This window comes from Bacillus paralicheniformis, from assembly GCF_001042485.2.
GTDB lineage: Bacteria > Bacillota > Bacilli > Bacillales > Bacillaceae > Bacillus > Bacillus paralicheniformis.
The window spans coordinates 135,514-154,167 of sequence record NZ_LBMN02000011.1 but is presented as its reverse complement, the minus strand read 5'-3'; the positions used below and the strand labels follow the sequence as shown (position 1 = coordinate 154,167).

Below are 18,654 nucleotides of genomic sequence, written 5' to 3'. Positions count from 1 at the left end.
TTTAAGATTATAGGGATTAAAGCTTTAATATGATAGTTGGTTATCGGGAAACCACTTTCAAAAACGCACAAGTTCACAATAATAAAAAGATATTCATGTTGATTAGGCGTGCATCATTGCACGTCTATTCTTTTTGGAAAGAACTTTTACCTAGAACTAAAGAACTCAAAAAGCGAGAATGACACAAATTTTATTAGTTCTATTGTCTTATTTTTTATGCATAATACCAAAAATACACTTCAAATGATTTATAATGAAGCGTGCCTAATAATTAGCAAACATGGAACGTGATTCAATAAAAACGTATAAGGTTATTGCAGTATGAACTGGAGGATACAGTTTTGAAATATAAAAAAGCAGCAGCGCTTGGAATTGGTTTACTTTTATTTATAGGCGGATGTCAGAACAGAGAGGAGTCTGACATTAGCGTCCAAGATTACACAGGACAAGATTTTCATATTCAGAGCAGGGGTTATCAGAAAGAAACCGCTGAGATCGCGGAAGCGCATCGAGATGAGGTTGAAAAAACCGTAAAAGATTATTTCTTGGATCAATATAGAACAAAGGTAAAAGTCCATAACATTGTCGGAGGGCATGGATTTGTTACTGTGTATGCTGAATCGGTCGGAAAATTGCATTTCTACACAAGTGCAAAAATTAAAATTGATTTGGACAAGAAAGAGGTGCAGACTGACGCGATCCGTTCATCGGAGTTGGACGTGAAAGACTCGATTACAAGCGCGATATACGCATTGGCTTTTGAAGACGAATTTGCCGCGCTAGATTACTATTTAGAGAAGCTAACAGAAGAAGAGCCGATTGTAGGCAAAACGCAGGCAGCCGTTGATAACACAAGCGGTAAGGGATATCAGACGCCTTATTATGCTGTTTCTTTAACTGCTGATTGGAAGGATGACCTTTATTCAGCATATTTAGAAAACCCGAAAAGAAGCAAACAAGACTGGCAGGAAAAATTAGAAGATGAAGAAATCACCCCAAAATCATGTGATATCAATATAAATTTATATATGAAAAAAGCACATACAAGGCCAAGTGAACGCATTTATAATCAAGTGGTGCAGGATATTGAAGACATGGAAGAGCTGGCACCAGGGACTTACAGCATTTACTTGAATGACAATAGAATCGATAAAAACTTAGGATTTAATCCAAGAAAAAGCACGCTTGGACGATAATGTCTTCCTAAACTGATCATGAAATTGAAAATGTACTGATACGGAGATCTATTTTAAAATAATGTTTTAAGGAGCCGGAAAGCGGTCGGGTATTTCATTTCATTCCGCACGGTCGCCGGTTTTTTCAGCTGTTCAATCAAAAAGCGGCATCGATTACGGCGCGGCGCGATGCTTCACAAACTTCTTCGGGACGATGCAGGGAACAGAGGAAAAAAACCGCCGGACCCGGGTGGCAGACGGTTTTTCCTTTTGCAGAAAAACTTGTGGAAATAAAGCTGCGTGGAAATCGTGAATATGTGCTGTAAAGGGCGGCTGATTAATGCAGGGAATCTTTAATAATTTTATAGTTTTTATGATTGACGACGGTTAAGGAGTCCAGTTCCAAGTCTCTGTAGTTTTCCATAATCGTAACATCGACGATCACAGAGTTTTCGTTTACTTTCTCTACGATTCCGGTGAGTCCGTTTTTAAATTCGATGACGTTCCCGACTTTTGCAATTTTCAAGTGACTTCCTCTCCTTTAAAGTAAATTAACCTATTGAAAGTATTTTGCAATATTTTCTTGGAGAAGTAAAGCAATTTGGGAAGCGGCATCACTATTGTTGTACCCGGTGTGACTTAATGTTATAGTTAATTAGTTAAAGATGATGAGAGAAAAGGGGAGAGAACAGGTGACAGAGCAAAATGCCATCGATCAGATCGAGCAATTAAGGTCAGGGAGCATTCATGAACTCCACGTAAAAAAAGAAGATTTTCTTTCTTTCAGAGCCATCTTAACAAAGCAGGAAGATTTTAAGCATTTTCGCGGCATTGCCCAGCATGGCGGAGATATTATATTTCAATATATGAAAGAGGCAAGAAGCTGAAAAAGGCTTTCTCAGACCGGCTGAGAAAGCTTTTTTTATTTGTGTGAAGCCATATGTTTCTGGAGATTTTGGTATTCTCTGCATGAAATCGTCCGGCCGTCTGCAATAATGTGACAACCGGACAGTTTGATGGAAGGGATGCCAACATTTTGGCAATGAAATCAGCGATTCGTCTTGTTAGTGTAAAACATATGTTTTTTTCGATGAAGATTTGACAAGGAGGAAGGAAATGAAATCGAAATTTGCTGCGCTAGCTGCGTTTTTAATCTGCATGCTGCCGGCAGCAAGAATCGAACATGCTCAAGCTGTCATGTTGTTCTCGAAAAAAGATAAACAGGAAATGGAACGGCTGATGGAAAGCCTTAAACAGGAAGAAAATCCTGCTTTTCAATTAACAGATGAAAAAAGCTTCATTGAAGCCGCGCATCTGCCGGCTGAAGAGGAGCAGGAAAAAGAAGAAGCTGATGAAGAGACGACGGATCTTTCACATAAAGAAAAAGATCTTTTATCAAGGCTTGTACATGCCGAAGCGAAAGGCGAGTCATTTGAAGGAAAAGTGGCTGTTGCCAATGTCGTCCTGAACCGGGTGGAAGACGGCCGATTTCCTGACAGCGTAAAAAGCGTGATCTATCAAAGAAACGCTTTTGAGCCCGTTCTAAACGGCAGCATCGAGAAAAAAGCAGACCGCGAATCAGTTGAAGCTGTGGAAGAAGCGGTAGATCAAAATAAAAAAGAAACAGACGCTTTATTTTTCTATAATCCCGACATCGCTTCTGATGACTGGATTAAAACAAGAAAAGTCGTGAAGCGCATCGGCAATCATGTCTTTGCGATCTAAAAAGCAGTCAGGGCCATCCGCCTTGACTGCTTTTTATATGCAATTCTTTCTCACTTTTCACCCCCCAAGAAAAAATTTGTTTTTGATACTTTATGAAAATCAATTTTCAATGAAAAAGAAAATAATTTTTAGACTTGTCTCATATGATGGGATAAACCCGTGAGACAAGGAGAGACCTCATGAACCGTTTTGTAAAAGGAATTGTTCTTCTTTCGCTAGCTGCTTTTTTTGCAGAATGTCTTGAATTTGTCATCAACATGATTCTTGCACGGGAGCTTGGCGAGCATGGCATGGGGCTCTACATGAGTGTTTTGCCTTCCATTTTTTTAGTTGTGGTGATTGCGAGCCTTGAGCTGCCTGTATCGATATCGAAGTTTATCGCCGAGTCCACCCCGAAGCTGCACGAAAGCATGCTGAAACATGCATTGCGGATGACTGCGGTCTGCACGGTTTTTTCCACGGCAGCTGCAGTGATCATTCTTCCATTTATTCCGGTTTTTGATTCTTACCACCCTCTGATCAGAGGGCTTGTGATCGGGATGATCCCTACGGTTGCCTTTACGTCGATCGCGAGAGGCTACTTCATGGGCGTTCAGCAAATGGGTAAAATCGCAACGGCGAATGCCCTGAAAAAAATCTTTCAGCTCATCGGCTTGTTTTTATTTTTTCAATGGTATTCCTTTGAATTGGATACTTCTCTTCTGATCTCGTTGTTTGTCCTTGTTGCAAGTGAAGTGGTCGTGTTTGTTTATCTGTTTTCTCAGTTTGTTTTGGTCAGGCGCGCCGCTCAAAAAGGGCAGCAGATCCACCTGCGGAGAAATGATGTTTTAAAGCGCCTGCTCACTGTTTCGATCCCGACGACAGGGCTGCGCGTTTTTCACGCTGTGACAAACGCAGTTGAACCTTTTTTGGTGAAGGGGACGCTGCTTGCCGCTGGCGTATCGAGAACATCGGCCATCGACCAGTTCGGCATGCTTTCGGGGGTGGCGATGACAATCGGCTTTTTTCCGGCTTTCATCGCCCATTCACTGATGGTCGTCATGATCCCGAGCATTTCCGAAAGCTACGCTTACGGACAATACGAAAGAGTGATCAAACGGATTAAACAGGCGATCTTCATCACGCTGTTTTACGGCATACCGTCCGTTATGGTGATGTATCACTTTGCAGAGCCGCTGACCCACTTATTTTTCGATTCGGTTAAGGCGTCGTTTTACCTGAAAATGCTGTGGCCGTATTTTTTATTTCACTTTTTTGCCATGCCGTTTCAGGCCTGTTTAATCGGAATGGGGTTGGCCAAAGATGCCTTTTATCATAATGTATGGGCCAGTGTTTTGTCGTTTTTGATGATGTATGTTCTCGGATCCATGCAGACATTGCAGATGACGGGGATCATCCTAGCGATGAATACCGGAATGATTTTGCTGACGGCGCTGCATTATGTGACGATTTGCAAAGAGCTGGGCGTCACGCTTTTTTTGACAAACAAATCCCGATCTCCGAGAATTGAAAGCCGCTGATTGACCCTCTTCATAGTTTTGGTTTTTGCGGGGAAGCTAATACTAAAAAGAAGGGGAGTTCATATGCGAAGAATCAGTCTTATTTATCCGCTCATCCTGTTGCTTTTTTTCGGAGCCTTCGTATTTCAGCCGCAGGCCTCTGCAAAACATGCTTCTCCGGCAGTCATGCAGATGAACACGGTGGAGGGGCAGCGCGTCGTCATTCCCGCCGAAGGCCAAAAGACGATCGTTCATTTTTGGACGACCTGGTGTCCGCCGTGCCGTGAAGAGCTTCCGCGATTCCAATCCTACTATGAAAGCAAGCAATCCGGAGTAAAGCTCGTGACCGTGAATCTGCTGAATGCCGAAAAAAACGAACAGAAGGTGAAACAGTTTATTAAAGCAAACAAGCTGACATTTCCGATCGTTTTTGACAAAAAGGGCGAAATGATGAAAGCCTACAATGTCATGACGATTCCAACAACATTTTTCTTTAACGAAAAAGGAGAGCTGGAGAAATCGGTTGTCGGACCCATTACTGTGGAACAAATGAAAGAATGGGCAGGGAAAAGCTGAGCCGGGGGTTCAGCTTTTTTTTGAAATCTAAATGATAATTAATATCATGAAGAAATTATAATAATTATTATTTGAAAACGTAGAAAGCCGTGCTATAATGAGAAATAGAAAAGGGTGTGTTCAATGGACAAGAAGCAGTCATACCCTTTATATAAATAAAATACTCCATGTTTATGCTGCCGATGAGGCGGCAATTTGTTTTTTAAGAAGGAAATTGACGATGAATTACATTCTCAATTAGGGAGGATATTGGAGATGCAATTAGAGATCGGGAAACAATCGCAGCAGAACCGTCACACGTTTCATTTTGAAAATTGGAGGCAGCACGGGGAATTGATTGCTGCGCTTTTGTCGGGTTTGTTGATTCTTGCAGGCTGGCTGTTGTCCGGCAATAAAACATTGTCCGTTGTTCTGTTTATTTTAGCTTTTTGTATCGGCGGCTTTGCCAAAGCGAAAGAAGGCATACAAGAAACGTTGGCGGAAAAAACGCTGAATGTTGAACTTCTGATGATTTTTGCGGCGGTCGGGTCAGCGCTGATCGGCTACTGGGCTGAAGGGGCCGTGTTAATTTTTATCTTTTCTCTCAGCGGGGCGCTTGAAACGTATACATTAAATAAAAGCAAACGCGATTTGACATCTCTGATGAAATTGGAGCCGGAGGAAGCCGTTTTGCTCGAAGAAGAAAGAACAAGAACCGTGGCGGCGGCCGATCTTCAAGCGGGCGACCTCATTCTTATTAAACCCGGGGAACGCATTGCGGCAGACGGGGAGATCGAATCGGGAAGAACGAGTATCGACGAATCGGCACTAACGGGTGAATCAATCCCCGCGGAAAAAACCCTCGGAGACGCGGTTTTTGCGGGTACAGTCAATTTGAGCGGATCGCTCACCGTCCGTGTCACAAAGACAAATGAAGATTCGTTGTTCAAAAAGATCATTCGGCTCGTTGAGTCTGCACAAAACAGTGTTTCGCCGTCACAGGCGTTTATTGAGCGGTTTGAAAATATTTATGTTAAAGGGGTTTTGCTTGCTGTCGGACTGCTGCTCTTTCTGCCACATTTTCTGCTTGGCTGGAGCTGGAGCGAGACATTTTACAGAGCGATGGTGTTCATGGTCGTCGCTTCGCCGTGTGCCCTTGTCGCTTCAATCATGCCTGCCGCGCTGTCTTTGATCTCGAATGGCGCAAGAAACGGCCTGCTTGTCAAAGGCAGTGTTTTTCTTGAAAAACTCGGCAACAGCAAAATCGTTGCATTGGATAAAACGGGAACGATTACGAACGGAAAGCCCGGCGTGGAAGATATGCTTTTAGCTGCTGATATCGAGGAGCGCGAATGCTTGGAGGCTGCTGCTGCGATTGAGAAGCAGTCAGGCCATCCGCTTGCCAAAGCGATTGTCGAGTATGCAGAAGCAAAAGGTATCGAGCTTCCCGCAAATGTGTCGATCGAGGAGACGTCAGGGTTTGGCGTTCAGGCTCGATATAATGGAGAGACATGGCTGATCGGCAAAGCCGGATTTGTCGGGGAAGAGGCAGCCGGGCAATTTCTCACGACGGCTGTTCAGGAGCTTGCCAAGCAGGGAAAAACAATTGTGTTCGTGAAAAAAGGCGAAAAAATCGCGGGGTGTTTTGCATTAAAAGACCAAATCAGACCGGAAGCTAAAGCGGTGATCGAAGAGCTGAATGCGCTTGGTGTTCAGACGGCAATGCTGACCGGGGACCAGCCTGAAACCGCAGCGGCCATCGCACGAGAAGCGGGCTTGAAAATCGTCGTTTCAGAATGCCTTCCTGACAGAAAAGTAGAGGAAGCGCAAAAGCTGAAAAAAACATACGGAACAATCGTTATGGTGGGAGACGGAATCAATGATGCACCGGCCCTTGCCGCCGCTGATGTGGGGATCGCAATGGGGGGAGGCACAGATGTCGCACTGGAAACAGCGGATGTTGTTTTAATGAAAAACGAATTGACAGGACTGACCAAAATGATTCGGCTCTCCCGGAAAATGAATACGATCATTAAACAAAACGTGATTTTCTCTCTTGGTGTGATCTGTCTTTTAATCTGCAGCAACTTTCTTCAAATTCTTGATCTGCCACTCGGTGTCATCGGACATGAAGGCAGCACGCTGCTTGTTATTTTAAACGGTCTCAGGCTGCTGAAATCCTAAATAAAGAAACGGCTGCATGCTAACGGCAGCCGTTTTTTCACATCAGAGGGCTGTTTGAGGAAGAGGCGGCAATAATCGAAGCGGGTGGCATCCCCACAATACATAAGCGGTGAGCAAGAGACGGGAAAAACTGATACAATGGATGTGATGCTTTTACATGTTAAATGTATGGTACGGAAACTGTCTCAAGGAGTGAAAAGGAGCATGGAAAGAATTAAACAAATCTCTTCCTGGCTGAAAGAAAAAAACATATCTTCGGCTTTTATTCATTCAAAAGAAAACGTATTTTATCTTACCGGCTTTTATACAGAACCGCACGAACGGCTGATGGGCGTTTTTATTTTTCAAGATGAAGAGCCGTTTTTTGTTTGTCCGCAAATGGAGGCCGGTCAGGCGAGAGCAGCCGGCTGGGCGTATGAGATCATCGGATACGGGGATCATCAAAACCCTTGGGAACTCATATCTTCAGCGCTTCAAAAGCGAAACAGCCAATGTTCAAAAGTGGCGGTTGAAAAAGAAACGCTTGCTCTGTCGCGCGCCGAAATGCTGCAGGCGGTCACAAGCGGTGCGGAGCTTGTCTCTGCGGAAGAAAGGCTGAACCAAATCCGCGTCATCAAAGACGAAAAAGAAATCAGCATCCTCCGTGAAGCGGCCAAGCTTGCCGATTACGGAGTCGAAGCAGGAGCCGCCGCATTAAAAGAGGGGATAGCGGAAATCGATGTCGTCGCTAAAATCGAGTATGAGCTGAAGAAAAAAGGAGTCCAGGGGATGTCGTTTTCCACAATGGTCCTTTTCGGAGAAAAGTCAGGACAGCCGCACGGAAACCCGGGCAGCCGCACGCTTAAGCCGGGCGATTTCGTCCTCTTTGATTTAGGCGTGATCATTGACGGATACTGCTCTGATATTACAAGAACGCTCGTGTATCAAAATGTGAGTGAAAAACAAAAAGAAATATATGATACGGTGCTTCAGGCCGAAACAGAGGCGCTTAAGATGAGTAAGCCCGGTGTCAGAATCGGCGATCTTGATTTAAAAGCGCGCGGCATCATCGAAAAAGCGGGCTATGGCGATTACTTTCCTCACCGTCTCGGGCATGGGCTCGGGATTTCGCCTCATGAATACCCGTCCATGAGCCATAACAATGATGAGCTTTTAAAACAAGGTATGGTATACACGATTGAACCCGGCATCTATGTGCCGGAAATCGGAGGGGTGCGCATCGAGGATGATGTACTTGTCACTGCCGATGGAGCAGAAGCGCTGACAAAGTATCCAAAAGAGCTGACTGTCATTTCATAAAAAACGGAACCCGCGCCCGCGCGCGGGTTCTTTTTTATGCTGACGTGAATCGTTTGTCTTATTACCCGCGTCAATCCTTTGAAATGAAAAAATCGTCAAAGGAACGGAATGGTTTGATCTCGTGTTTTTCTTTAAGCGGTTTCATCGCTGCTTTTGAAGACAGTACGATAACGATACATAATAGAATCAGAATGAAGATACCCATTTTTCTTCCCCTTTCTGGAATGAAAACGTGTTCAGCACCGGTGCTGCCTTCATTCTAAATTATGAAACGCTTTCCATATCAAGCCCTAAATTAATAAAAAACCCTGATGTCAGGGTTTTCAGGAATTTTGCCTAGCCGCTTAATATGATTGACGTTGAAAAAGTCTTCTGATGATCGTTTGATGAATGAATCTACAGCGCCTTTTTGTTTTTATTATGGGGATTTAGATTGATCAAAAGATAATCGGATTGCATCATTATTCTCATGTGAAAAATTTGTATACTAAGCTCAAAAGAAGGGAGGGATTAAATGGGACAAACGCTGACAAATTAAATCTGCCGCAGACAATTTCATCTCTCATCCAGATATTTCAGTCCCCGCAATGATTGCGGATTCACCCCCACACAAATAAGCGTTAAAAAACTTCTCTAATGATTTGAAGTCCATTATCTATGAAAGGAAGCTAGCAAAGAGTGAAAACATTAGGATATGTACTGTTTTTGTCGATATTTGCTTTTGTCAGTATCGTACCGGCAGCTGACGCGAAAGTGATTGATCATGACAAAGTGCAAGGCTTCAGTGAAGTAACCCCTGTGACGGTTTCTCAAAAAGCGGCCAAACGTTTTCAGCCTTATTTAAAGGTCGCAAGCGGCTGCGTGCCTTTTCCCGCAGTTGACGCACAAGGCAATACAAGCGGAGGCCTGGAGCCTACCGGAGCGCCCGAAGGACACTGCAGCAAAAGCGTGGGACAAGTGTACTCCCGCTCTGCATGGTACAATGGAGTATGGGCGATTATGTACGCATGGTATTTTCCTAAAGATTCACCTCTGCCTTTTAATGCATTCGGCCATCGACATGACTGGGAAGGAATCGTCGTATGGATCGATAACCCGGCAAATCAAAATCCAAAAGTGTTTTCCATCGCTTATTCTCAGCACGGTAAATTTCAAAAAACAGCTCCAAACAACAAGATCATGGAAGGTGATCATCCGAAAATCCGCTATGATGCTCCTCAAGCACCGATTAACCACAGTTTATATGTGGACAGCGCAAAGGGCGGAACCCAGCCTCTCATCGGATGGGAAGATTTGACGCCCGCCGCAAGAAACGCATTGAACACGACGGATTTCGGAAGCGCAAACGTTCCTTTCAATGATCACAATTTCATGAATAACCTTGGAAAAGCATGGTTTAGATAAAAATATTTCGTGTATCGGCTGATTGTGAAATATTTTCATATCAGCCGGTTTTTTTCTCCGTACATCTTCTTCACTGTTTTCTTCATATTTATAGAACCCCGAAAAAAATTTCGAAAACGATCAAAATCCACGTCTCCAAGCGATATAATTTCTTTATGACGCGAAATGATCCGGCATGTATGAAAAGATTTGAAAGAAAGAAGGGAAACGAATGGCAAATATCAGGGAAATAGCTGAAACCGCAGGGGTTTCCATCACGACTGTTTCAAGGGTTCTCAACGGCCATCCGTATGTCAAAGAAGAAAAACGCCAAAAAGTTCTTGAGACGATTGAACGTCTCGAATATGCAAGGAATATGCATGCCGTTCATTTATCCAAAGGCTTTTCAAATATGATAGGTGTTGTGCTGCCGACCATCGGCCTCCCTTATTTCGGCGAGCTGCTGGAAGGAATCGCTGAAGAAGCTGCAAAGGAAGGCGTTCACTTTTCGCTTTATCAAACAAATTATCAATTGGAAAAAGAAATTTTTGCATTGGAGCAGCTGAAACAAAGACAGGTGGACGGCCTGATTTTCTGTTCAAAAGCGATGTCTGATGAAGCGCTTTTGGACTGGCATGAGACCGGTCCGTTCATTCTGTGCCAGGACTCAAGCGAACGGTATTTTTCAACGGTCAGCATTCCGCACAAAGATGCTTTCCGGTTAGGACTGGATTTTTTGATTGAAAAGGGGCACACAAAAATCGCCATTGGTTTGGCAAGGAAAAATGGCATGAACAGCCATTTTCGCCTTGAGGCATACAAGGAAGCTTTGGCCGCGATCGGGGAGCCTTACCGGGAAGAATGGGTATTCGAGCGGTCGCTGACGATAACCGACGGGCAAAAGCTGTTCTCTGAATGGAGAGAGATGGAGGAGAAGCCGACAGCTGTTTTTATCGCCAACGACCAAGTAACAGCTGGTATGTTTCTTGAAGCGCAGCGTCATCAGGTGGATATTCCCGGAAGCCTCGCCATTTTAAGCTGTGACAACCAGCCAATCAGTGAAGTGCTGGGCATTTCAACGATCAAAATTAATATAAAGGAAATGGGGAAGCATGCGTTTCGCCTTTTGCGAAAAAGAATCGGCGGTGCCGGCCCGGAAAAACAGACCGTTCCATACAAGCTGATCAAAAGGGCGACTGTGTAATGTAATCAAAACATCAATCATTTTCCAGACAGTGATCAAATTTCGACATTTTTCATCAAAAAGGTCAAAATAAATTGACGCGCTTTCATGAGTTTTGTACGATATGAGAGATTGATGACAAAAAGGAGCTGAGGATCGTGAACAGATCCTTTACCGTTGAAAAGGTACTCAACAACAACGTTTTAATCGCTCTCCATGATGATTACAGAGAAGTTGTCTTGATTGGCAAAGGAATCGGTTTTGGCAAAAAGCGCGGAGATCTTATCGAACATGAGAACTATGAAAAAATGTTTATCTTGGAAAATGATAAGGAACAATCGCAGTATAAGAAGCTCCTCACTTATGTCGATGAAAAAATGGTTGATATCGCCAATGATGTTATCTACCATATCGCGCAAAAAATCGGCCAGCCGCTGAACGAACACATTCATGTCGCGTTGACGGACCATATCGCATTTGCGGTTAAGCGCTTAGAAAAGGGATTTGATATGAAGAATCCGTTTTTGCTTGAGACGGAATCGCTTTATCCGAAGGAATACGAAGTCGCCAAAGAAGCCGTCGATATGATAAATGAAAAATCAGACATTCAGCTGCCTGAAGGCGAAATCGGGTTTATCGCACTTCATATCCACAGTGCGATGACGAACCGCCCGCTTTCTGAAGTCAATCAGCATTCCCAACTGATCTCCAGGCTTGTCCAGGTCATCGAGGATTCGTTCCAGATGCAGGTCAACAGGGAAAGTGTGAACTATTTGCGGCTGATCAGGCACTTGCGCTTTACGATCGACAGGATTAAACGGGACGAGCCGATTCAGGAGCCGGAAAAATTAATGTTATTGTTGAAAACGGAATATCCGCTGTGTTACAATACTGCTTGGAAGATGATCAAGATCTTGCAGCAAGCGCTCAAGAAACCGGTTCATGAGGCAGAAGCCGTTTATTTGACATTGCATTTGTACCGTTTAACTAATAAAATTTCATAACGCCTTTATAACGTGTTACTGATTCGATCAGGCATGAGTGAAAAAAGGGAAGAAATGAAGACGCTGTCTTTTGTTTCTTAGTGTACCCGCTTTCACCCATGCCTTTTTTGTCGTTCTAAAGGCGAAATGTAAACGGTTTATTTGGATGAAAAAGCAGTCTTTTGAACGAAGTTGTCATGAATTTTTGCTGTAAGGTCAAACTATCCTTAGAGGGGGTTAAAACATGTTTAAATCGCTATTTGGCGTTCTGCAAAAAATTGGACGGGCGCTGATGCTTCCTGTTGCGATCCTGCCGGCTGCAGGGATTCTGCTCGCGCTTGGTAATGCCATGCAAAATCCGCAGATGACAAAAGTCGCACCATTCTTAACGAACAGCACCGTTCAGCTTGTTGCGAAAGTGATGGAAAGTTCAGGTGACGTCGTGTTCACCAACTTGGCGCTCCTTTTCGCAGTCGGGGTTGCCATCGGTTTGGCTAACGGCGACGGTGTTGCCGGAATCGCCGCTATTATCGGATATCTTGTTATGAATGTCACGATGAGTGCAGTGCTTCTTCAAAACGGTTCGATTCCAAGCGACGCAGTTGAAAGAGCACAGTTCTTTACTCAAAACCATCCGGAATACACGACAATGCTCGGCATACCGACATTGGCAACGGGGGTATTCGGGGGTATTATTGTCGGTGTCCTGGCCGCTGCCATGTACAACCGATTCTACACAATCGAGCTTCCGCAGTATTTAGGATTCTTTGCCGGAAAGCGCTTTGTTCCGATCATTACATCGATTTGTGCATTGCTGCTGGGACTCGTCATGCTGTTTATCTGGCCGCCGATCCAAGGCGCGCTGAACAGCTTTTCGACAAACTTGCTTGCAGCAAATGAAGCGGTCGCAGCTCTCATTTTCGGAATGATTGAGCGGGCCCTCATCCCGTTCGGTCTGCACCATATTTTCTACTCGCCGTTCTGGTACGAGTTCTTCAGCTATACGAATCAGGCGGGAGAAATTGTCCGCGGTGACCAAAGAATTTTCATGGCGCAAATCAAAGACGGCGTCGATTTGACAGCGGGTACATTTATGACCGGTAAGTATCCGTTCATGATGTTCGGTCTTCCTGCGGCAGCGCTCGCTATTTATCATGAGGCAAAACCGCAGAACAAAAAGCTTGTTGCCGGTATTATGGGTTCAGCAGCATTGACATCATTCTTAACAGGGATCACTGAGCCGATCGAATTCTCATTCTTGTTCGTCGCTCCGATTCTGTTTGCGATTCACTGTGTGTTTGCCGGCCTGTCATTCATGATGATGGACATTTTAAATGTTAAGATCGGGATGACATTCTCCGGCGGTTTGATCGACTACTTCCTGTTCGGAATTCTGCCGAACCGTACAGCTTGGTGGCTTGTCATTCCTGTCGGTTTAGTCCTGGCTGTCGTCTACTACTTCGGATTCAGATTTGCCATCCGCAAGTTCAACTTGAAAACGCCTGGACGCGAAGATGCAGCTGCAGAATCCGCTGATGAAGGCAAAGAAGCAGCAGGAGATCTTCCTTATCAAATTCTAGAGGCGATGGGTGACCAAGAAAACATCAAACACCTTGACGCTTGTATCACAAGACTTCGCGTCACAGTCAACGATCAGAAGAAAGTTGACAAAGAGCGCTTGAAAAAACTCGGCGCATCCGGCGTGCTGGAAGTCGGCAATAACATCCAAGCGATTTTCGGACCAAGATCCGACAATTTAAAATCGCAAATGCAAGACATTATGTCAGGCCGCACGCCGCGTCCTGAAAAAGCACCAAACGCTGCCGAGGAAGTAGAGCAGCAAATCGAAGAAGTCATGGTCGAGCCTCTTCAAAATGAATCAGGTGAAGAAGTATTCGTTTCACCGCTTGCTGGTGAGCTTCATCCGATTACAGATGTTCCGGATCAAGTATTCTCCGGAAAAATGATGGGCGACGGATTCGCGATTCTTCCTGCAGAAGGCACAGTTGTGTCACCTGTAAGAGGGAAAGTGCTGAACGTGTTCCCGACAAAGCATGCGATCGGTCTGCAGTCTGACGGCGGCAGAGAAATTCTGATCCACTTTGGAATCGATACGGTCAGCCTGAAAGGTGAAGGCTTCACTGCATTTGTTTCTGAAGGTGACCGGGTTGAGCCGGGCCAGAAACTGCTTGAAGTCGACATTGAAAAAGTGAAGGACAGCGTACCTTCCCTGATGACGCCGATCGTGTTCACGAACCTTCAAGAAGGCGAAAGCGTGAGCTTAAAGGCAGAAGGCAATGTCAGCCTGACACAGGACGATATCGTCCGCGTTGAAAAATAAATTCACAAAATGGCCGTACTTGTCAGATGACATGTACGGCTGTATGATATAATATTGTGAATGTACTAAAAGCTTTAAATTAAAAGGAGATTGATAAAAAATGGCACAAAAAACGTTTAAAGTAACTGCAGATTCTGGAATCCACGCTCGTCCAGCGACTGTTCTTGTACAAACAGCAAGCAAATATGATGCAGATATTAATTTGGAATATAACGGAAAAACCGTCAACCTTAAATCAATTATGGGTGTTATGTCACTAGGTATTGCTAAAGGTGCTGAAATTACGATTTCTGCTTCCGGCGCTGATGAAAATGATGCTCTTTCCGCACTTGAAGAAACAATGAAAAGCGAAGGTTTAGGCGAATAATGCTTGAACTAAAAGGAATAGGCGCTTCAGCCGGTATTGCGATCGCCAAAGCATATCGGCTTGAGGAGCCTGATCTAACGGTTGAAAAGAAAAACATCTCTGATTCTGATGCGGAAGTAAATCGTTTTGAAGACGCCATCGAGCGTTCTAAAAAAGAGCTTGAAATCATTAAAAACCATGCATTGAAAGAGCTTGGAGAAGATAAAGCGGAAATCTTTTCTGCACATTTGTTAGTATTAAGCGATCCGGAACTGTTAAACCCGATTAAAGACAAAATCAAATCGGACTCCGTCAACGCGGAATTCGCTTTAAAAGAAACGGCCGACATGTTCGTCACAATGTTCGAGTCGATGGATAACGAATATATGAAAGAACGCGCCGCAGACATCCGCGATGTCACCAAGCGTGTCACAGGGCATCTTCTCGGCGTTGAAATTCCGAACCCGAGTCTGATTTCCGAAGAGGTCATCATCGTAGCCGAAGACTTGACACCGTCTGATACAGCGCAACTAAACCGCAACTTTGTTAAAGGGTTTACAACAGATATCGGCGGACGGACGTCCCACTCAGCCATCATGGCGCGCTCGCTTGAAATTCCGGCCGTTGTCGGCACAAAAGCGGCAACAAAAGGCATTCAAAACGGCGTAACAGTGATCGTTGACGGTATCAATGGCGATGTCATCGTTGATCCTGCCCAGGAAACAATCAGCGAATACGAAGAAAAGCATCAAGCCTTCCTGGCGCAAAAAGCCGAATGGGCGAAGCTTGTCAATGAACCGACTGTAACGAATGACGGACATCATGTGGAACTTGCCGCTAATATCGGTACACCTGATGATGTAAAAGGCGTTCTGGAAAATGGAGGAGAAGCAGTCGGCCTTTACCGGACTGAATTCCTTTACATGGGCAGAGACCAGCTTCCGACTGAAGAGGAGCAATTTGATGCCTATAAAACCGTTCTTGAGCGTATGGAAGGCAAATCAGTTGTCGTTCGTACTCTTGATATCGGCGGAGACAAAGAGCTTCCATATTTAGAACTGCCAAAAGAAATGAACCCTTTCTTGGGATACAGAGCGATCCGTCTTTGCCTTGATGAGCAAGAGATTTTCAGAACGCAGCTTCGTGCGCTGCTTCGGGCAAGTACATATGGAAACTTAAAAATTATGTTCCCTATGATCGCGACTGTAAACGAATTTAAAGAAGCGAAAGCAATTCTTTTAGAAGAAAAAGAAAAGCTGAAAGCTGAAGGTCAACAAGTTTCCGAAGACATTGAAGTCGGTATGATGGTTGAAATCCCTTCAACAGCTGTGATCGCTGATCAATTCGCTAAAGAAGTGGATTTCTTCAGCATCGGAACGAATGACCTGATTCAATATACGATGGCTGCTGACCGGATGAATGAGCGGGTATCTTACCTTTACCAGCCGTACAATCCTGCGATTCTCCGCCTGATCACGCTTGTCATTGAAGCGGCCCATAAAGAAGGAAAATGGGTCGGCATGTGCGGCGAAATGGCGGGAGATGAAATCGCGATCCCGATCCTGCTCGGTCTTGGACTGGACGAGTTCTCAATGAGCGCGACGTCAATCCTGCCGGCAAGAACGCAAATCAGCAAGCTTTCTAAAAAAGAGACGGAATCGTTCAAAGAGCAAATTCTGTCCATGAGCACAACAGAAGAGGTTGTACAATTCGTAAAAGAAACCTTCAATATGGCATAAGCGATTGAAAATCCGGACAGGCATAACCAATGCCCGTCCGGGTTTTTTTGTTGATCTGAATGATCTCGGCTGCGGCGGAAATAATACATGTGACCAATAGTTAGAAAGGGGGATTTTGATATGCCCAGGCAGCCATTCAAACCGGGTGATGAGGTCTATGTCATTTACCGGAACCCGCATGCCGCCAATGTCGCGCATATAAAGGAAGCTGAAGTCGTTGATCACCCGCTTCACGAAGGTGAACTGGCATTGTTTATGTATGATACATATCACGCCTTTGCCGAAGATGATGCAGTTTTTTCTTCATATGAAGAGGCGGAACGGCTTTACCGTGAGTTATTTGACGGGGTATGAAAATATTACCGGTATATCACATCCTCTAAATGCAAAAAGTAACGGAAATAAGCAAAGGATGTGTCTGTTTCCAATGGTAAAACCGTTTGTTCCCCAGCTCGTCTATATTGAACCGAGAGCGCTGGAATACCCGCTGGGAAAAGAGCTGAGGGATAAATTTTCAAACATGGGGCTTGAGATCAGGGAAACGACTTCACACAATCAGGTGAGGAATATCCCGGGGGAAGGCCACCTGCAAAAATACAGAAATGCGAAATCCACTTTGGTCATCGGCGTCAGAAAAACATTGAAATTCGATTCATCAAAACCGTCCGCAGAATACGCGATTCCGTTTGCAACAGGGTGTATGGGTCACTGCCATTACTGCTATCTGCAGACGACAATGGGCAGCAAGCCGTATATCAGAACGTACGTCAATGTGGAGGAAATACTTGATCAGGCGGACCAGTATATGAAAGAACGCGCTCCCGAGGATACGCGGTTTGAAGCTTCTTGCACATCTGATATTGTCGGGATTGATCATTTGACACACACATTAAAGCGTGCAATTGAGCATTTCGGTCAATCCGACCACGGTAAATTGCGTTTCGTGACAAAATTCCATCATGTCGACCATTTGCTTGATGCCAAGCACAACGGAAAAACGCGTTTCCGCTTCAGCGTAAATGCCGATTATGTCATCAAAAGTTTTGAACCCGGCACATCCCCTTTGGATAAACGGATCGAAGCCGCCGTGAAAGTAGCGGAAGCAGGCTATCCGCTTGGTTTTATCATCGCTCCGATTTATATTCATGACGGCTGGCAGGAAGGCTACAGAGTGCTGCTCGAAAAGCTCGATCGTGCGCTGCCGCAGCATGCTAGGCGCGACATTACCTTTGAAATGATCCAGCACAGATTCACGAAGCCGGCAAAAAGAGTCATTGAAAAAAACTATCCAAAGACAAAGCTCGAACTGGATGAAGAAAAACGGCGCTATAAATGGGGCAGATACGGGATTGGCAAATATATATACCAGAAGGATGAAGAAGCAGAGCTTCGCAGCGCCCTTGAAACGTATATTGATAACTATTTTCCCGAAGCAAAAATCGAATATTTCACATAACAGAGCTTTAGCCGGAAAAGCTCTGTTTTTTGTTTTGAGATGTTAAAAAAGGGTTTTTCCACTCCATTAAGACCGCATAATGAAGCGATTCCTCATCTTCAATGTAGCCGGGAATCACGCAAACCGGCGATCGTCCGCACTGGAGCAGGAATGAGAGCACGGGATCGCGCTTTTCCCCGTCCAATACAGCTTGAACATACTGTTCGGGCGTCATTTCTTCAGCCGACTTGTGATAATGGGGAATCCGTCCGCCGCCAATGAGCCGCTTGAGCCCTTTAAAAACCGTCAGTTCATACATGGACTGCATCAGCCGCTTTCCGATGCCGAGTTTTCGATAGTGAGGGGACACGGAAATATCGACGACATAAAGGGAGTTTCCATCGTTTTGATGTGTGCCGATATACCCGTTGTCTGTCACTTCGTCCCAGCTGTGGTGAGGATGATGCGGATCAAAATCAGTCATGAGCGCCGTCATCGAACCGATGATTCGGCCTTCGGAAACCGCGCAAAGTGCACCATCGGGAAATCGTTCAATATGGGAATGGAGCTGCTTTTCATTCCACAAAAGGTCTTCCGGAAACGGAGGCGGAAAGCATTCTCTTTGGAGTGCAATCAAATCGGGAATATCTTTGTTGTTGTAATTGCGGATGTCCACCTGCTGATAAGAAATGCCGTTATCGACGTAAAACTGTTTATAGATCGCCCATCACTCCTTTTGATATTTCCTTCATTATACCGTTATTTTAGCAGGCTATCTTAATTTTGCGAAATTTTGGCCGATAAAAA

18 protein-coding genes are annotated in these 18,654 nt (G+C 44.8%); 15 read left to right on the top strand and 3 right to left on the bottom strand.

Annotation, left to right across the window (positions count from 1 at the left end; all coding sequences use genetic code 11):
• Positions 1 to 341: 341 nt before the first annotated feature.
• A complete protein-coding gene (locus ACH97_RS09005) occupies positions 342 to 1,196 on the top strand; it encodes a DUF1672 family protein (protein ID WP_020451167.1) in 855 nt (284 codons plus the stop codon).
• Positions 1,197 to 1,512: 316 nt separating this feature from the next.
• Here ACH97_RS09005 and ACH97_RS09000 read toward each other — a convergent pair whose 3' ends face one another.
• The gene (locus tag ACH97_RS09000; RefSeq protein ID WP_003181225.1) at positions 1,513 to 1,701 is read right to left on the bottom strand and encodes a YkvS family protein; all 189 of its coding nucleotides are present in this window, start codon (positions 1,699 to 1,701) and stop codon (positions 1,513 to 1,515) included.
• A 142-nt stretch (positions 1,702 to 1,843) separates the two neighbouring features.
• Between ACH97_RS09000 and ACH97_RS08995 the strand changes: the two genes are divergently transcribed.
• The 6 genes from ACH97_RS08995 to ACH97_RS08970 all read left to right on the top strand — a co-directional run bounded on the left by ACH97_RS08995 (position 1,844) and on the right by ACH97_RS08970 (position 8,437).
• Positions 1,844 to 2,062, top strand: a complete 219-nt coding sequence (locus ACH97_RS08995) for a hypothetical protein (RefSeq protein ID WP_371268714.1) — start codon at positions 1,844 to 1,846, stop codon at positions 2,060 to 2,062.
• 229 nt (positions 2,063 to 2,291) lie between these two features.
• Entirely contained in the window at positions 2,292 to 2,900 is a 609-nt protein-coding gene (locus tag ACH97_RS08990; protein WP_020451169.1) for a cell wall hydrolase, read from the top strand.
• Positions 2,901 to 3,079: 179 nt separating this feature from the next.
• Positions 3,080 to 4,420, top strand: a complete 1,341-nt coding sequence (locus tag ACH97_RS08985) for a polysaccharide biosynthesis protein (protein ID WP_020451170.1) — start codon at positions 3,080 to 3,082, stop codon at positions 4,418 to 4,420.
• 63 nt (positions 4,421 to 4,483) lie between these two features.
• Positions 4,484 to 4,975, top strand: coding sequence for an endospore biogenesis thiol-disulfide oxidoreductase StoA (gene stoA / locus ACH97_RS08980; protein WP_020451171.1), 492 nt, complete (start codon positions 4,484 to 4,486; stop codon positions 4,973 to 4,975).
• Between the two features lie 255 nt (positions 4,976 to 5,230).
• Complete coding sequence (locus tag ACH97_RS08975; RefSeq protein ID WP_020451172.1) at positions 5,231 to 7,138, top strand: heavy metal translocating P-type ATPase; 1,908 nt, start codon at positions 5,231 to 5,233, stop codon at positions 7,136 to 7,138.
• 204 nt (positions 7,139 to 7,342) lie between these two features.
• Entirely contained in the window at positions 7,343 to 8,437 is a 1,095-nt protein-coding gene (locus ACH97_RS08970; protein ID WP_023857301.1) for a M24 family metallopeptidase, read from the top strand.
• Between the two features lie 70 nt (positions 8,438 to 8,507).
• Here the strand turns inward: ACH97_RS08970 and ACH97_RS24210 are convergent, their stop codons facing one another.
• On the bottom strand, positions 8,508 to 8,642 hold the full coding sequence (locus ACH97_RS24210) for a hypothetical protein (RefSeq protein WP_003181237.1): 135 nt from the start codon (positions 8,640 to 8,642) through the stop codon (positions 8,508 to 8,510).
• Between the two features lie 473 nt (positions 8,643 to 9,115).
• Between ACH97_RS24210 and ACH97_RS08965 the strand changes: the two genes are divergently transcribed.
• From ACH97_RS08965 to splB, 8 genes are all read left to right on the top strand, one after another.
• Entirely contained in the window at positions 9,116 to 9,841 is a 726-nt protein-coding gene (locus tag ACH97_RS08965; RefSeq protein ID WP_020451174.1) for an NPP1 family protein, read from the top strand.
• 211 nt (positions 9,842 to 10,052) lie between these two features.
• Positions 10,053 to 11,024 carry a LacI family DNA-binding transcriptional regulator gene (locus tag ACH97_RS08960; RefSeq protein WP_020451175.1) on the top strand — a complete coding sequence of 324 codons (972 nt, stop codon included), beginning with the start codon at positions 10,053 to 10,055 and terminating at the stop codon, positions 11,022 to 11,024.
• Between the two features lie 137 nt (positions 11,025 to 11,161).
• Positions 11,162 to 12,007 (top strand): glucose PTS transporter transcription antiterminator GlcT, encoded by an 846-nt coding sequence (glcT, locus tag ACH97_RS08955; protein ID WP_003181243.1) that lies wholly within the window; start codon positions 11,162 to 11,164, stop codon positions 12,005 to 12,007.
• Between the two features lie 223 nt (positions 12,008 to 12,230).
• Positions 12,231 to 14,327, top strand: a complete 2,097-nt coding sequence (gene ptsG, locus ACH97_RS08950) for a glucose-specific PTS transporter subunit IIBC (protein ID WP_020451176.1) — start codon at positions 12,231 to 12,233, stop codon at positions 14,325 to 14,327.
• A gap of 100 nt (positions 14,328 to 14,427) precedes the next feature.
• Complete coding sequence (locus ACH97_RS08945) at positions 14,428 to 14,694, top strand: phosphocarrier protein HPr (RefSeq protein WP_003181247.1); 267 nt, start codon at positions 14,428 to 14,430, stop codon at positions 14,692 to 14,694.
• The gene (gene ptsP, locus ACH97_RS08940) at positions 14,694 to 16,412 is read left to right on the top strand and encodes a phosphoenolpyruvate--protein phosphotransferase (protein WP_020451177.1); all 1,719 of its coding nucleotides are present in this window, start codon (positions 14,694 to 14,696) and stop codon (positions 16,410 to 16,412) included. The genes ACH97_RS08945 and ptsP overlap by 1 nt, the downstream gene beginning before the upstream one ends.
• A 120-nt stretch (positions 16,413 to 16,532) precedes the next feature.
• Positions 16,533 to 16,766, top strand: a complete 234-nt coding sequence (locus ACH97_RS08935; RefSeq protein ID WP_023857298.1) for a transcriptional regulator SplA domain-containing protein — start codon at positions 16,533 to 16,535, stop codon at positions 16,764 to 16,766.
• Positions 16,767 to 16,839: 73 nt separating this feature from the next.
• Complete coding sequence (splB, locus tag ACH97_RS08930) at positions 16,840 to 17,868, top strand: spore photoproduct lyase (protein ID WP_023857297.1); 1,029 nt, start codon at positions 16,840 to 16,842, stop codon at positions 17,866 to 17,868.
• Positions 17,869 to 17,875: 7 nt separating this feature from the next.
• Here splB and ACH97_RS08925 read toward each other — a convergent pair whose 3' ends face one another.
• Positions 17,876 to 18,523 (bottom strand): GNAT family N-acetyltransferase, encoded by a 648-nt coding sequence (locus ACH97_RS08925; RefSeq protein ID WP_020451179.1) that lies wholly within the window; start codon positions 18,521 to 18,523, stop codon positions 17,876 to 17,878.
• Positions 18,524 to 18,654: the final 131 nt, after the last annotated feature.